Source organism: Flavobacterium sp. N3904, from assembly GCF_025947305.1.
Lineage (GTDB): Bacteria > Bacteroidota > Bacteroidia > Flavobacteriales > Flavobacteriaceae > Flavobacterium.
Genome location: NZ_CP110009.1, coordinates 3,408,944 through 3,425,307, shown reverse-complemented (window position 1 = coordinate 3,425,307; position 16,364 = coordinate 3,408,944). Strand labels below are relative to the sequence as shown.

13 protein-coding genes are annotated in these 16,364 nt (G+C 33.3%); 5 read left to right on the top strand and 8 right to left on the bottom strand.

Going from position 1 to position 16,364, the window contains the following annotated elements; all coding sequences use genetic code 11:
- Positions 1-17: 17 nt before the first annotated feature.
- Positions 18-197, bottom strand: a complete 180-nt coding sequence (locus OLM57_RS14525) for a hypothetical protein (RefSeq protein ID WP_264564409.1) — start codon at positions 195-197, stop codon at positions 18-20.
- Positions 198-562: 365 nt separating this feature from the next.
- Positions 563-871 carry a hypothetical protein gene (locus tag OLM57_RS14520; protein ID WP_264564408.1) on the bottom strand — a complete coding sequence of 103 codons (309 nt, stop codon included), beginning with the start codon at positions 869-871 and terminating at the stop codon, positions 563-565.
- A 234-nt stretch (positions 872-1,105) separates the two neighbouring features.
- Here OLM57_RS14520 and OLM57_RS14515 point away from each other — a divergent pair, with 234 nt between their 5' ends.
- The 4 genes from OLM57_RS14515 to OLM57_RS14500 all read left to right on the top strand — a co-directional run bounded on the left by OLM57_RS14515 (position 1,106) and on the right by OLM57_RS14500 (position 4,075).
- Positions 1,106-1,801, top strand: a complete 696-nt coding sequence (locus OLM57_RS14515) for a restriction endonuclease subunit S (protein ID WP_264564407.1) — start codon at positions 1,106-1,108, stop codon at positions 1,799-1,801.
- A 100-nt stretch (positions 1,802-1,901) separates the two neighbouring features.
- Complete coding sequence (gene xerA, locus OLM57_RS14510) at positions 1,902-2,894, top strand: site-specific tyrosine recombinase/integron integrase (protein WP_264564406.1); 993 nt, start codon at positions 1,902-1,904, stop codon at positions 2,892-2,894.
- A gap of 1 nt (position 2,895) precedes the next feature.
- Positions 2,896-3,639: a restriction endonuclease subunit S gene (locus OLM57_RS14505; protein ID WP_264564405.1), complete on the top strand. Its 744-nt coding sequence runs from the start codon at positions 2,896-2,898 to the stop codon at positions 3,637-3,639.
- Positions 3,640-3,676: 37 nt separating this feature from the next.
- Positions 3,677-4,075 carry a restriction endonuclease subunit S gene (locus OLM57_RS14500; protein WP_264564404.1) on the top strand — a complete coding sequence of 133 codons (399 nt, stop codon included), beginning with the start codon at positions 3,677-3,679 and terminating at the stop codon, positions 4,073-4,075.
- Positions 4,076-4,080: 5 nt separating this feature from the next.
- Here OLM57_RS14500 and OLM57_RS14495 read toward each other — a convergent pair whose 3' ends face one another.
- From OLM57_RS14495 to OLM57_RS14475, 5 genes are all read right to left on the bottom strand, one after another.
- Positions 4,081-4,635 (bottom strand): restriction endonuclease subunit S, encoded by a 555-nt coding sequence (locus OLM57_RS14495; RefSeq protein ID WP_264564402.1) that lies wholly within the window; start codon positions 4,633-4,635, stop codon positions 4,081-4,083.
- Positions 4,628-6,253, bottom strand: coding sequence for a class I SAM-dependent DNA methyltransferase (locus OLM57_RS14490; RefSeq protein ID WP_264564400.1), 1,626 nt, complete (start codon positions 6,251-6,253; stop codon positions 4,628-4,630). The genes OLM57_RS14495 and OLM57_RS14490 overlap by 8 nt, the downstream gene beginning before the upstream one ends.
- A gap of 32 nt (positions 6,254-6,285) precedes the next feature.
- On the bottom strand, positions 6,286-9,360 hold the full coding sequence (locus OLM57_RS14485; RefSeq protein WP_264564399.1) for a type I restriction endonuclease subunit R: 3,075 nt from the start codon (positions 9,358-9,360) through the stop codon (positions 6,286-6,288).
- Positions 9,361-9,832: 472 nt separating this feature from the next.
- Complete coding sequence (locus OLM57_RS14480) at positions 9,833-10,525, bottom strand: CCDC90 family protein (RefSeq protein WP_264564398.1); 693 nt, start codon at positions 10,523-10,525, stop codon at positions 9,833-9,835.
- Between the two features lie 316 nt (positions 10,526-10,841).
- A complete protein-coding gene (locus OLM57_RS14475) occupies positions 10,842-11,483 on the bottom strand; it encodes a hypothetical protein (protein ID WP_264564397.1) in 642 nt (213 codons plus the stop codon).
- 458 nt (positions 11,484-11,941) lie between these two features.
- On the opposite strand from OLM57_RS14475, the gene OLM57_RS14470 reads away from it, so the two are divergent.
- The gene (locus OLM57_RS14470) at positions 11,942-12,289 is read left to right on the top strand and encodes a site-specific integrase (RefSeq protein WP_413614329.1); all 348 of its coding nucleotides are present in this window, start codon (positions 11,942-11,944) and stop codon (positions 12,287-12,289) included.
- A gap of 20 nt (positions 12,290-12,309) precedes the next feature.
- On the opposite strand, the gene OLM57_RS14465 is transcribed toward OLM57_RS14470, so the two are convergent.
- A complete protein-coding gene (locus OLM57_RS14465) occupies positions 12,310-16,110 on the bottom strand; it encodes a T9SS type B sorting domain-containing protein (protein ID WP_264564396.1) in 3,801 nt (1,266 codons plus the stop codon).
- Positions 16,111-16,364 lie beyond the last annotated feature (254 nt).

The window sequence follows — 16,364 nt, the reverse complement described above, 5'->3', positions numbered from 1 at the left end:
ATTGCCACTACGACAAACTATGTCGTTATTATTTTTGCATTTTGGAAATCAACGTCGTTGGAATCTATTATATTAAGATAAATTGATGCTTTATTGTATTCTCCCTTATTGAAAAACTCTACTGCAATTTCATAATTGGTTTCTTTTTTACAGCCAACCATAATTATAAAAATTAAAATGAATAATGATGTTCTCATATGAAATTACTATTTTCAATTATATTAATACTTTACTGGTTGTTTGAATTATTCCTGTTCTTTTTTATCAAAGTTATTAACTAAAGTAAAATAACAATATTCAAAATTTTTCCATTTATCATTTTTGAATTGGAAGCACTATATTCTACGACTATTTGCAGAAGTGCTAGAATGCCTTAGAAATCTAATTCCTTCTCTATCGATCTCTTTATCGCTATTTTGTGTTCTCTTTTGATTTGGTTCATAGTATATTTTTGTAATATAAAAGCCTTTCAACTCAATTTTTAATCTATTCCACACTTACCAAACCATTCAAAATAGGAGGGACAAATCATGAAGAGAAGCGAGTTTTTGCATTATTCTACTTAATCCCTTAACTCCATCAAAATCTCCTCAATTTCCCATTCAGCGGTTACAACTCCGTTTGAAACACTTTGCATTTTGCAACCCAAATCGTTGAAAAAGTAATAAAAGGCTATTTGACCATTTACTTTCAAAACACCGTTTCGCTTATCTTCTTTCAGTTTTAAACGCCAAGTTCTGTGTAGGTGTGGGGAATGAAATACTAAAAATTCTGGAAGAATTCCTGTTTTTACAAATTCAATACTTCCTCCAGATTGGATGGTTAACTTAATATCGGGGATGGTGTTTATTGTATTGTGTAGGTTTTTCAAAAGCATTTAACAAAAATAGAAAACTAATGTTTCATTTGGTCATAATTGATGTAAAATAGTTCTTACCGAAATGACGTAAATTGAATTATTGTTTCGAGGTAAGAAACTCTTGAAGAGTAGGGTATAACATTATGTTAAAGATAAGATTATACTTTCGAGAATATGATAGATTAATTACATGTCACAATCGTAATATTCAATTATACGTATAAAATAAATGATAATTTAGAGCTTATGGCAAAAACGCTTTATGATTATTGGTTTGTGCAGTTTGATTTTCCAGACGGGAATGGAAAGCCTTATAAAACTTCGGGAGGCAAAATGGTTTGGAATACCGAGCTGAATAGAGAAATCCCTAAGGGTTGGGAGATGAAAACGTTATTAGATATTGCAAACTTTACAAATGGTTTGGCGTGTCAAAAATTCCGACCCAAAGACAATGAAGACTTTTATCGAGTTATCAAAATTAGAGAAATGGGCGATGGTTTTACCGAAAATTCTGAGTTTGTAAGTTTAAATATTCCTGAAAAAGTGGTTGTTTATAATGGAGATATATTGTTTTCCTGGTCAGCAACATTAGATGTAAAAATATGGACTGGAGGACCTGGAGCTTTAAATCAACATATATTCAAAGTAACATCTAAAAAATATCCCAAAAGCTATTATTATTTTGAACTTCTAAATTATTTGCAACATTTTAAAATGCAAGCTGAATTGCGTAAAACTACCATGGGGCATATCACACAAGACCATTTGAGAGAAAGCCGAATAACAATTCCATCAACTGATTTAATAAATAAATTAGATGAAATTCTAAAACCAATTTTAGAAAAGAAAGTAAAATTAGAAGAAGAAAACCAAGAACTCGCTTCGCTTCGTGATTGGTTGTTGCCTATGTTGATGAATGGTCAGGTGAAATTACATGATTAATACAGTTAATTTCTATTCGATAAATTATCATTTACCTTATTGATTGATTACTTTTGTTCCTCTTTATTTGCGGTTTGATAATTTTAAAATATAAAACCACATGAAAGAGAAATTGATTTTGGAAATAAAAACCGCAATGTCAGAAATAATTAGCCAGCAGGAAATGGAATTATTAAATATAGTTCTCATGAGGAGTCTTGATAATCTGTGTGTTACTGAAGTTGATACTGAAATTAAATGCTACAAAACCAATAACCATAAACTATTGTCTTTTTTTATTGCATCAAAAAAAGTAGAAGGTTGCTCCGATAAATCATTGAAATATTACATCAATACGATTGAAAAGTTGCTCCAAAAATTAAACAAATCAGTTATATATATCTCTACTAACGATTTGAGAGCCTACTTATCCGAATATCAGGAATTAAAAAAATCCAGTAGGGTAACAATCGATAACATGCGACGAATTTTTTCCAGTTTTTTTTCTTGGTTAGAAGATGAAGATTATATTTTAAAAAGTCCCGTAAGGCGTATTCATAAAGTAAAAACAGGCCGTCTTATAAAAGACACTTTAAGCGATGAGCAGCTCGAAATACTAAGGGATAATTGTTCTGAAATCAGAGATTTAGCCATGATAGAATTGCTTACTTCAACCGGAATGCGGGTAGGGGAATTGGTAAAAATAAACCGCTCCGATGTCGATTTTCACGAAAGACAAATTGTAGTTTTTGGAAAAGGAAATAGTGAACGGGAGGTTTATTTTGATGCACGCACAAAAATTCATCTGAGAAAGTATCTTGAAACGAGAACAGATGATAATAAAGCTTTGTTTGTTTCTTTATCAAAGCCTAATGGCAGACTTTCTATTGGAGGAGTTGAAATGCGATTGCGTACCTTGGGCAAAAAGGCTCAAATTGACAAGGTACATCCTCACAAATTTAGGAGAACACTAGCAACAATGGCAATTGACAAAGGTATGCCAATAGAACAAGTGCAAAAGTTACTCGGGCATGTAAAAATAGACACCACTATGCATTATGCAATGGTAAACCAAACGAATGTCAAAAACTCTCATAGAAAATTTATAGGATAAGATGAAATTACTCAAACTAAAAGACCTGATAAAAATAAAAAACGGCAAAGACCATAAACATCTAAAAGAAGGAAATATTCCTATTTTAGGAAGTGGTGGTATAATGCGTTTTGGAAATAAAGCTATTTATGAAAAAGAAAGTATTTTGCTTCCTCGGAAGGGGTCTTTAAGTAATATACAGTTTTCAAATGTTCCATTTTGGACGGTTGATACATTGTATTATACCGAAGTCAATACACAATTGTGTAATCCTTTTTATCTTTATAATTATTTAAAAATATTAAACTTAGAAAGCCTAAATACAGGAACTGGTGTCCCGAGTATGACCTTCGATAGTTATTATAATCTTGTAATAAATTTACCTTCATTAGCTATTCAAAACACGGTTTCTGCCATTTTATGGAATATTGAAAGAAAAATTCAACTAAACAATAAAATAAATGATAATTTAGAGCAAATAGCAAAAACGCTTTATGATTATTGGTTTGTGCAGTTTGATTTTCCAGATGCGAATGGAAAACCGTATAAAACTTCAGGAGGTAAAATGATTTGGAATGCCGAGTTGAATAGAGATATTCCTGTGGATTGGGAGGTTGGAACATTAGATTCAATTGGAGATATTATTGGAGGAAGTACGCCTTCAAAAGCAATTGATGATAACTTTTGTTATGGAGAAGGTACTCCATGGATAACTCCAAAAGATTTATCTAATAATAAAGGAAAAAAAATATATAACACGTGGTGAATACGATGTAACAAAACGTGGATTAAAAGAAGCATCATTGAAAATAATGCCAGCAGGAACAATACTATTAAGTTCCAGAGCTCCTATTGGATATTTGGCAATAGCACGAACAAATGTTACAACAAATCAAGGGTTTAAATCTTTTGTTCCAAAAAGTATTTTCTCATCAGAATACATTTTTTTTACAATTCAGACGTTGATTCCAGAAATCGAAGCAAATTCATCAGGTTCAACATTTAAAGAAGTTTCGACTTCAACATTGAAAACAATAAAAACTATTTTACCAACCAATGAAGTATTATTAGCATTCAATAGTTTGATAAAACCAATATTCAGAAAACAAGATTCTGTAGAATTAGAAAACCAACAACTAGCATCACTTCGCGATTGGCTATTGCCAATGTTGATGAATGGACAGGTAAAAATACAAGATTAATACAGTTAATTTCTCTTCGATAAATTATCATTTATCGAATTGTTTAATTCGATTTTCGCATCTAAATCCGAAAGAACTTTGGCTATTTTTTGTTGCTCAATTTTATTCGAAGGGATTTGTAGAATCAAATCTCCAATATCACTTGGATTTAAAGATGGATATGAAGTAACATTATTAGCTGCAATAGTATTTAAATAATCTGTAATGCTTTTATTTGTTATAGAATAGTATAGATATTTAGCATCAATGGTTTCATCGATTATATCTAATGTGGTAAATCCTGTTGATACGATTAAATTTTCAATTGGATTTTCAATTATTCCAAAATGCTCTTGTTCTGGTCTTACCGTAGAATATATAATTGTGTTTTTTTGAACTTTTCTTTGAGCTCTGCTTGGAAATTTATCAATTCCATTAATGAGATTTTTGATTTCATCTATTTTGTTTCTTGTAATATTTCCAGTGTCTAAATAATTTATATAATCTGGCTGGTTATTAGAGCGAATAGTTTCTCTATTTAATTTGCAAATTTTTTTTATTGTTACATTCCGATTACTCATATCTCAACCCTTTCAAATTATTCTGAATTTCGATTTCCAAAGCTTTACTTTCGTTAAAAAGGGTGCTTAAATTGGTTTCAAAAGTTTTCATTTTGTCTTCAAATTCCTTTGAAGTGATATCAGTATATTCAATTTTTACTTCAAAATATTGACCTGCGCTCAAAGAGTAATTTTTTGCTTTGATATCCTCATACGAAACCACCACAGAGAAATCTTCCTTGGCTTCGTGTTGGTTAAAGGTGTCAATGATATAATCTTCTTCTGCTGGCGACAAAAGTGTTTTTTGGTTCTTGCCTTCTTTTACAGTGGTTCCCAGTTTTGAGGCATCCATCAAGACAATATCCCCTTTGCTGTTTTCTTTATCCAAAAACAAAATAGAAACATTGGTTCCAGTTGTGGCAAAAATATTAGAGGGCATACTCACCACGCCACGCAACATTTTGCGTTCTACCATTTGCTCACGTATTTTGCGTTCTATACCACTTTGTGCGGTTATAAATCCAGTAGGTACTACAATAGCTGCTTTTCCTTTGGTAGAAAGTGAAAACATGATATGTTGCAAAAACATCAGGTAAATAGACATGCTTTCTTTCTTTGCTTTGGGAATATTAGGTATTCCTGCAAAAAAGCGATTGTGGTTTTCTTTGGTGTCCAATTCCCCACTAAAATCGGAAAAATCTAATTTGAACGGAGGATTCGAGACAATATAATCAAACTGTTGTAGTTTGCCATTTTTATCTTTATGATACGGTTCGAGAATAGTATTCCCTTTTACAATATTTGGAATCGAGTGTACCAAATCGTTTAGGATTAAATTCAGTCGCAACAAGTTGGAAGACTTTTGCGAAATATCCTGAGAATAAACCGTGCACTTTTCTTCGCCAATCTGGTGTGCCAAGTTCATCAACAACGTTCCTGATCCCGCACTTGGGTCATAACAAGTCACATTGCTCACTTCTCCGTTGACTAAACAACGTGCCATAATTTTGGCTACGGCGTGCGGCGTGAAGTATTCGGCATATTTACCGCCACTATTTGTGTTGTAATCGCTTATTAAATACTCGAAAATCGTGGCATAGAAATCGAATTTTTCGTGAAAGATATTCTCGAAACTAAAGTTGATAAGTTTGTTTACAATGGCTCTGCAAAAATCGTCCCGTTTGTCAGTCACATACTTGCTGATGTTTTCGAACAATATAATTTTTTCGCCACCATCAGTCAAAACCGAGAACAAGTCGCTGTTTTCTTTGGCAATATCCAGTAAAGTATTGTCAAATATGTCAGAGAAGTTGGCTTCGTTTTGTCTTTCGAACAAGCTTGAAATAAATTGCTTGGGTTGCAGTCGAGCGGTACTTTCGCTCATTTGCATCATCAACATTTCGTAGTCGTTGTTATTATATTCTCTTAGGACTGCTTCCCAATTGTCGGCTTTCGCAACTTTTTCGTCGAGTTGTTTTACTTCGTGAACAAATTTGTCGTTCAGAAATTTATATAAAAATACTTGCGTGATAATTTTGAATTCGTTTCCGTCATTTCCCAAACCATAGTTGGCACAAACACTTTTTAAATCATCGATTAGTGCTTTGGTTTGCTTTTCAAACTGTCTTGTTGTGGTCATATAATTAATATGTTATTGCAAATGTAGAGGGTTTAGGCCACTCTTCCATAAAATTCGTTCATGTATTCTTTTACTATCATTCCGTTGATGCGTTTTGTCGCAGCAGCATCCAGCGGAATATGTTGTTTGTTTTTGAATTGGTCAATCACCAATCGCATCATCATTCGTTCAATAAAACTTTCGTTTTCGAGCATTTTTGAGTTTTGAATAATATGCAAATCAATTTCTTTTTTTAGTCCTTGCAAAGCTTCAAACAATTTACTTTCGCTGTCGGTCAAAGGATCTTTTTCCATTAAGCGTTTGTGCAAGCGAGCGTATTTTTCATCGTTATCATACTTGGCTCTAATCAATAGGTTTTTGCGTTCCAGTTCTCTGGCTTTGGCATATATTTTTTCTAATGCTGCAATGTTGCGTTCCATTTCTTCCTTTGTCACTTCGCTCAAATTTTTCTTTTTGAAAAGACGTTCCAATTCTTCTTTTAACGAGATGAACACAGGATCATTTTTATCAAAATTACCGCCCAACATTTCTCTAGTTTTTTGCAAGGTGTTTTTTAGTTGATCTGCTAATACCATTTCACTTTCTTTAATTTTTACAAAAGCAAAATAAACGTCTTCTAAAGCGATATTCAACAAATTCGAAGTATCTACATTGTTTTCTAATGCTTCTTTGGTATTGATGAGAGCCAAATGGTTATTGGCTTCTCTTGATAATACAGTAAGTTTATGAAAATCTAATTCATCAAGCATTTCATAATTGCCAGATAAACGAATCAAATTATACAAACACTTTGCATTGTTTAGAGCTCGTGTGATTTTCAACATTTCACTTCTGTCATTGATTTGAGTGATTTGCTGGGAAAAAATCTCCGCATTTTTAATATCAAAAGGAAACAAGACATCTTTGATTTCTTTGATTTCAAAATCAATTTCTTCTGCCGATTTGAATAGGTTTTCAAAATGAACCATTTCGTCTCCCAATTCTTCCTGCAATTCGTTGAAATAATCTTGGTTGGTCTTGTCAAATTCTTTTTGAATGTCGGCAAAATCTACTACGTAACCGTATCTAAACTCTTTGTAAGTTCTATTAACACGTGTTAAAGTTTGCAATAAATTGTGGGCCTTGATGACCCGGCCAATGTATAATTTCTTCAATCGTGGCGCATCAAAACCGGTTAGTAGCATATTATACACAAATAGGAAATCAATTTTACCGTCTTTGAATTCCTCGACTTTATCTTTGCGTTCTTGTTTCGTTCCCACATCATGAAGAATCACGGCTGCGGAAGTTACTTTACTTTCTGTTTTCTTTTTGCTTCCGTAGCTTTCTGAAGGTTCGGCAGCCAACAAGAGCGTTTCGTTATTTGTCTTTTTTTCCGAATATTTGGATTCGAATATTTCAAACAACATTTTAGCTTGTTCGGATGAATCACAAACCACCAGTCCACCAATGGTATTATCATTCATTGCAATCCTCGTTTTTTCAAAATCCTGAACGATATAATCGAGCATTGGTTCTACAAACTTCGGATGTGCATAAACGATTTTCTTGTCGGCATTTCCTTTTAGAATTTCAATATCTTCTAATGCTTGTTGCATTGTCAGTTTGTAACTCGTTTCAATTTCCTCACGAATTAATCGAAGTGTGTATCCATCAGCAATAGAGGAATTGTAATAATATTTGTGAATGTAACCACCAAACAATGCTTTGGAATTGTAATCGTTTCCCAATAATGGAGTTCCAGTTAATCCAATTTTAATAGCATTGGTATCCGATTCATTTAGGTTTGCCAGGAAACTCCCTTTTGGGTTATAGCTACGATGTACTTCATCTAGGAAATACACCCGCTGAATATTCAATTGATAATCGGTATTCCGGACCACATCAGGGTCGTCTTGAAATTTTTGGATATTGACAACGGTTATTTCAGCTTTTCCTAAGTTATTATGAATAACGCTAGTCGATTTAATATCCTTTGCGAATTCTTCTCTTGAATTAATATTATGAACCACTAATCCTCTGCTTTTAAATTCCTTTCCAGCCTGAATTAGCAAATCCAATCGATCTACAATAAAATAGAATTTTGGGACAACATTTTTATTTTGGAAATAATCCGTCAAGTATTTAACATTGTAATATGCTAGGGCTGTTTTTCCGCTTCCTTGTGTATGCCAAATAATTCCTTTTTTGATCCCTTCTTCTAACTTTTTTTCAATGGCTTTGGTGGCAAAAAGCTGTGGATAACGCATAATGTGTTTTTGCAAGCCCTTACTTCCTTTAACATAAGCTATTGAATATTGAAGCATAAACTGCAACCTTTCCTTTTGGAACAAAGAAGTACAGATTTTGTTGGTTGGTGTATCAGGATTTTTATTGGTTATAAATTCCGGAGAATTTTTGATTCCAACTACGTTATTGTCTTTTAAAATAGCCGTTTCATTGGCATCATCAATTTCAGTCAGAAGTGCATTCAAATCAAAAGTATCTTCTTCTCGAAAATAATTAAAGGATGGTTTTTGATATGATGCTGTGGCATAAAAAGCCCCTTCAATTGTCATCGGAGAACTATTGTCATACTCCATATTATTGGAGAAAATCATTAATTGTGTGATGTTGACAAATTTTCTGAATTTCTTGTTTTCAAAACGAGTTTGAATGCGTTTGTGCTCCGCTAAAATCCCATCTTGATTGTTTGGTTTTTTTACTTCAATAAAAATCAAAGGCATTCCATTGATTAGAAGTGTAATATCTGGGCGAAACTCTTCATCATCTTTTTTGCAAGTCAGCTCTGTTACTATATTGAAAGTGTTGTTGTCAAAGTTCTCGAAATCGATTAATCGAATACCTGATTTTTCTGTAATCCGTTCATAAAAAGCTTTTCCCAAATCTTCATTATCGAGCAATAAAGAAACTTCATCTAATAGTCTGCGGCAGTCGGATAAATCAATAGTTGGATTGATTTTAGAAATACTGTCTATAAAAACGGTATTGAAAATGTTTGTGTTTTCATCCCAAACGGCATTTTTCAATGATATGTAATTATATCCTAAACGGGTTAAATGGAGTATAGTAGGGATTTTAACACGAGAATCTTCGTTGAATGCCATTTTTGTGTGTTATTAACTTTATGTACATTCTGTTGTTTTATAAAAGTTTCCAACTGCAAGTACGAATTGTAAATCTAATTGTTTTTGGCTAAATATCCTATAAAAATATTGAATGAGTTTTGAGGTATTTTCTGTAAAACTTTATTTATATATTTCAAATTAGTTTGAAAGTACAAAAATCAAATTTACAGCTTGGATATTATTCAATCTTACGGTTTTCCTCATTTTGATAAAATATGCTTCATTTCTCTTCATTTAAAATATCCAAAAATTTGAAACTAGTATTAATGAATTTTTGCTCTAATTAACTGGTACTTTTTAATAGTCCCCTTTCGGTTAATAGGTAGCGCAGAACGTCCCTTTACTACAACGGGTTTGGGACTAATTTAAACCCATTATTTGGATTTGCCAATCCCGATAGCTATCGGGACCCAAATGCAAAACCAATTTCAAATTAAGCCTAAAACCCAAATTATTTGTAGCGTGTGTTAGCGGTAGTTTTTTGCAGTTGCTGTTTAAGTTTTATTTCCATTTTCTCAAGCGTTATATTACTAATTGCATCGGAAAAATGTCGATGAATATAAATATTTTCAAATTCATTTAAGTCACTTATATTCATTTCACTTTTATCTAATTCAGCAAATTTTTTAAATAATCCAGTTTTTCGGTTTAAGAATTTAAAATCTTCTATCAGTCCCCAAGCAATGAATATAGTTTTTTCAAAATCGTTTAATAAGTTATTCAGCTCAATTAAGTGATTTCGATTTTCTTCTGAAATTAAATACTCTAAAAATATCTTATTATTTTTTTTAGCCATTCCTGTGGTAGGAAAACCAAGTAATTCTACGAAAGAAATTTTACTTGATTCATTACTGTCAACTTTTAGTTTAGAAAAAATTTTATGATATCGTTTGCCATCACCTTTATAATTTGGCAATAAAAAAGGGTGATGAATATTGTGCGTTTTCCAAAAAGATATTCCATCAGTTAGATATTCAGAAACAAAATTGAACATTTCTTTACTTTCTAAATCAATTGCCCAATTTGGGTCTCTTCCGACAAATAAAATTTTTGCATCAAATGGATTTGCTCCTTGATAATTTTTTTTAGAGTAAAGGTCACTTAATAATTTTGACGGATGTTTTATAAATATAGATTTTTCCACTTTTCTGGGATATTATTTGGTTAAACATCTTATTTTTCTTTTAGTTTTTAAAATTCTAACTAACGTTTTTATAATGCTTTTAAAATCAAGTATTTTTAATATATTGTTTTTCTTTAATAATTCATTTCATTTTTCACTTTTTGACGTTAGCTTCGGGAGGTAAGGCACGCGGACTATGGGGGCGGCGGATTACCGCTAATGTCCCACTACTACAGCGGGTTTGGTACTAAATTAAGCCTATTCTTCGGATTTGCCAAATCTCCCAAATACAAAACTATATTTCCATTAAGTCAATTGCCCAAATTCGTTGTACCTGTTATCCGCCGTTTTTCTTTTTGGCTCTAGTATTTTTGTTTATATGATTTTTGATTGAATTACTTTTCAATATGTCAACTTTTGAATTAGCAAAAGGAAAATAATTACTTAAATTCTCAAGGTCAAAAAAACTTTTACCGGAACTTAATTCTACATATTTCATTATCATTTTAAATTCTGTTTCTCTTGGATTAGAACTTTTCGCAAAAAATATATGTAAATCTTCAAGACACGCTAGAAGCTTTATCCAATAACCTCCAGTATGTGGACCTTTTTGACCGACCTTATGAATATAAAATTGATTAACTCTTTTCTTAATTGGATTCGTTTTTGAAGTTGATTCTCCGATATAAAGTATGTTTTCATTAACATTCCAAAATTTTGTCAAGTATTCTTTAACTTGAACAATATCTGTCACCTTTTGTCCTTCAATTTCTAAATCTGGTGCTTCAATAAGCCAAGTTTCAAACGCTCTGTTACAGATGTTAAATCCAATATTACTTTGATTGGGTAATTTTGGATTATTTGATGTCGATATTATATAAACACCATTAAAATCTGCATCAAGCTTTTCATTCCATTTATAGGGCTTTGAATATTCCAAATTAAATTCTTTAAAAAGTGTATCAACTAAAACAGGCATAGGTTCTTGTTTTTAATGAGATTTCTAAAATGGCATAACTAATATATACGTGTGACTTCGTCAAACACATCCTCCAAAAAAAGGGATATAATGTTTATATTACCCTTTCTTAAAATCAAATATACATATTAATCCTTACAAAATATCAATAGAATAATTTTGGATTGATTTTGAGAACGAGGGGGAAGTGGGTTGTCTAATTACTGTGTGTGCATCGATTACTTCTTTACTTTCCTTCGTTTGAGGGCAAATCCTTGCGAGTGGCAACTTCGTCAGTTCGGATAAAGCCTCGGGTGTTTTAGATTGTTGATCTACTTTGTGCGCATGGATTACAAATCCGCCCCATCCGGATTATCGTGCTTAGATACTTATCCGCCATCGGGATTTAAATATCTTTCTCACATCGTATTTTGTAATCTTTTTTCTATCTTTAAATCCCAATCCTTCCAGTGACGCAAATGATTATCGATAAATATGAGAACCATCCACAGAGTATCAATGAGGGTAAATTACTTCCAATTTTAAGCAACCAAAAAATGAATGGATATTTAAAAGAGATAGCAACTGTTTGTGATGTTGAAAAAGAATTAACTTTCCACATTGCTCGACATACTTTTGCAACGACTGTGACCCTTACAAATGGTGTTCCTATAGAAAGCGTAAGCAAAATGCTAGGTCATAAAAATTTAAAAACCACACAGCATTATGCAAAGATATTAGACAAAAAAGTGAGTGAGGATATGATGGTTTTAAGAAATAAATTTGCATTAAAAAATTCAACTATTGAATCAACTAAATCTAATTAATTAAAGTGGCTATAAATTCCCTATCTTTTCAATGCAAAATGCCCTTTGAAGGCCCTGCCATCCTGTAGCTGAATCGAATACCAATAATCTGTGGCGGGCATTTGCTGACCCATGTATGTACCGTCCCAACCGTCGCCCATTGGATTAATTTCTTTTATCAATTTTCCGTAACGATCAAAAATTCGAACCGTAGTTTTTGCATTGAAAATTGTATTTACCCCTTTCAGGTTCCAGGTGTCATTGTACCCGTCCTGATTGGGCGTGAAATACGTTGGAATTCCCAAAAGGGCGACTTCCTGAGGAACTATTCCGCAACCATTCAGGTCTTTTACAAAAACAGTGTGAATTCCCGCAGGAACATTGACAAATGTATTGTTGTTTTGATAGTCTCCATATTCATTATCCAGAGAAAAAACATAGTCGCCAGCACCTGTTGCCAAAACGGTTATGCTGTTTTCTGAAGACAAATCAACAATGTCTACTTTTACAGTTGCTTTGTCGGATGCGTTTACCGTGATAGTTCTTGTTCTGGAACAGCCCTGACTATTGGTTGTTGCTACTTTGTACATTCCTTTTTTATTGACCGTCAAATCATAATTCGTTTCTCCTGTAATGAGGTTTCCATCGAGTGTCCAAGTATAAGTGAAATTATTTTTTTGACTTTCGTCCAGTAGCCCCGCATTGATAATTTTGGTAAAAGTGGGCAAGTCACTGCAGACCAGTTCGTCTCCTGTTAATTGAATCTTCGGAACTGGATTAACAACCAATGGAATTACTATTGTCGCCGTGCAAGTTGGATTTATTGGATTGACCACTTCCACTTTTATAGTTTGTGTAGCGGTTACAAAAGGATTCGGCAACGGACTGGATAGCGCAATGTTATTCCCATCAAAATAATTGACTGTCATTCCCGTCTGTCCTCCCAGAATTGCAGTTTGGTAACCGGAAGTGTCAAAAGCAAATTTACCGTCCTGTAAAACAGGATCTGTTTCATCATCGCAAACGGTTGTTCGTGATGTGGGTATTGGAAAGGCCTCGGGTAAATCGTCTACGATAAACTGCAATGTGGTGTCAAATGAACAGGCGTTGGCGGTATTGTTTTTTACAACCACTTTTAGCGTTTGAGAACCTGTTATAAATGGATTGGGCAACGGACTTGGCAATGGATTGTTGTTTTGGTCGAAATAAGAAACAGAGACATTGGACAATCCATTCAGCAAGTTAGTTTGAATTGCAGATGTGTCAAAAGCATATAGCCCATCCTGATTGTCGTCGCAATGGTTTTGTTTCATTGACTGTACAATAGGAATGGGTTCGACGGTGAGTGTAATGTGATTTCCCAATCCCAAACAATCGTTATTCAGTCTGCTATCGACACGGATGTAAATGTTTTGAGTGTTTGGATACCCTATATTTCTGTAATTTGAAATATCCGAAATGCTATTTTTCTCTGCCAGTGCATCTGCTAAATTTCTATAGTAGGTAATATCCAATTGTTGTCCAACAGGCATTATCTTAAGTATTTTAGCGGTTACACCACTAAAATCAAATGAAGCAATTCCATCTGTATTGGTGCCGGAAATAGCATCATCGCATTGGGTGAAATTTTCTATAAAATCCAATGGAATTTGCGTGGTTGAAATAATAAGGTTCAGTTGAGCAATTCTGTAACAGCCGTTAGCATTAGACACTCTAACAAATATTTTGTCGATACTGACGGTTTGATTGGTATAGTTCGTTGGGTTTAGAATTGGGTTAGTATTGTTTTGTGCATCTAATGCCGTTTTGAAAAAAGCAATGTTTTCAACTGTTGTATTGGCCGTTATTTTGCTGATGGCTTCCTCCAAATTAAAAACACTAAAACCATCGATATCATCATCACATTGTTTCAAGTCGACTACATTGGTAATGACTGGCAAAGCAAAAACTTCAATTTGGAATGAAGTAGTCGCTGTACAACTAGGATTGTCTTTGTTGGCCACTTTTACAAAAATGGTTTCTGTTGGATTGGTATTTTGATAGGTCGTTGGTGTCAAAATGGGTTGTGTGAATCCCAAATCTTTGAAATACGAAACCAAAAACTGAGTAGTCGATTGACCGTTTAATATCGTAGTTGCTTTTTGCGTTAAATCAAAAATAACTTTTCCATCACTATCAGTTCCAACACTGGTGTTGTCGCAACTCGTTAAATTTATAATAGCAGTTGGTAAATTGGGCAAAGGCGTATCAAATACGTCAATATTGAAAGTGGTTGTGCTTTTGCATTCGCCATTGGCTTTGTTGGAGACTTCGGCGGTGATGGTTTCCTGTTGATAGGCTAATGAATTAGTATATGTTGTTGGCGAAGCAATAAGCACATTACTAGCATAATAGTTTACTTTAAATAAACTAGGATCCTGGCCGTTTAAAATGGCTGTATTTTGCGTTGTTAAATCAAAAGTATATAAACCGTCATTATTGTCGTCGCAAACCAACATATCAGCAGGTTTTGATGAGGTTGGGACTTGATAAATAGTTATTTCTTTAGTTTTAAAACTGGTACCGTTTGCATTTGTTGCGGTAACCGTGACACTGTATGTGCCTGTATTTGCATATACATGAGTTGGATTAATAGTGTTTGAAGTAGTACCGTCTCCGAAATCCCAAGTTGCTGAAGTTATGTTTTCGGATGAATTAACAGTAAACTCAGTGGTATTGCCGTGGCACACATTTTTGACCGTGAATGAAGGATTAAAATAAGATTGGCAAAACGCAGGTAAACCAATGACTGAATTTCTTCCTCCCAAATTCACCAAACCGGTTTGCAAATCGCAACCTACCCCTAAAATGTCAGGGTTGTTTATTACACCTAGGCTCGAAGTGTTAAAATTTGCTATATAAATTTTATTGTTAGGTCCTAACTGTAATGCACCTAAATAATAAGGAGAAGTTACAATCAAATTTTGGCTTAAAGCTATGTCTGATGCATTCAAATCATATTGGAAAACTTCACGACTTAGTTGAAGAGAAACATACAACACTTCACTATTTGGTGAAAATTCTGCTCCATAAGGTTGGTGTCCATCGTTTATATCGATGGGATTTGATATTACACCTGTTGTTGTATCAAAATCAAATAGCTGTGTTTGATCTAAAAAAAAATGGCATAAAACTATTTTTTTTCCATTGGGTGATATTTTCATATAACCCATTACATTATTTATTGACGAATCATCAACCACAATACCTGAATTTGAAATTACGGGAGTTGAATTTATGCCAGAGGAAGATAGTAGGTGAGCATAAAACGTATTGTTTTTCCAACCATGTGAAACAACCCAATAATCAATTCCATTTGCATGCTTTACAACAGAAAGTTTTTCACAAAGAGGAGTTAATATCTGGATATTCTTATTTGCTGTAATACCTCCCAAACCACCATCAAGAGTGATATCAATTTCGCTATACATTAATCCATTTGTTCCAGCAATGGCATCTATTGTTAAAAGATAAAATAAATTAGAAGAACCTGGTTTTTGGACTATTGTTGCCGACTGGGTACTTGAAGTATGTCCTTTCAGACCAGTGCCGTTTAACATAATTTGATGCTTCCTATTGTAAACTGTTATTCCATCTGTATAAAACATTAAATCACCATTACTGTCCGACAATGTGGCACAACCTTCTATAGTATTCAATTGCCCATCTATAAGTGGGGTTACAGAACCATCAGCGTGGAATTTAATTCCTGCATTTTCTCCAAAGTACCAATTACTAGCTTCCTGTTGGGAGAAAGCCAGCGATGTATATAAAAGTATAGTAAAAAGTAATTTGTGTTTCATAGAATCTATATTCTAAAATAGGATTTAGATTAATTGTGTATTTTATTATCATTATGTTTTTGAAAAATGTAAAAATTACTCGTGCCAACAGATCTCTTATTTTTATCCGTCTGACATACTTTTTTTTATTCAAATACAATAGTTTTTTACTACAAATAAACATTTTTTTTGCCTGATTAACTATTTGGATTATTGGAACGGGTGCGAAGTCGGAGACATTCACACAGCACGACGGGGTATTTGCATATCTAACT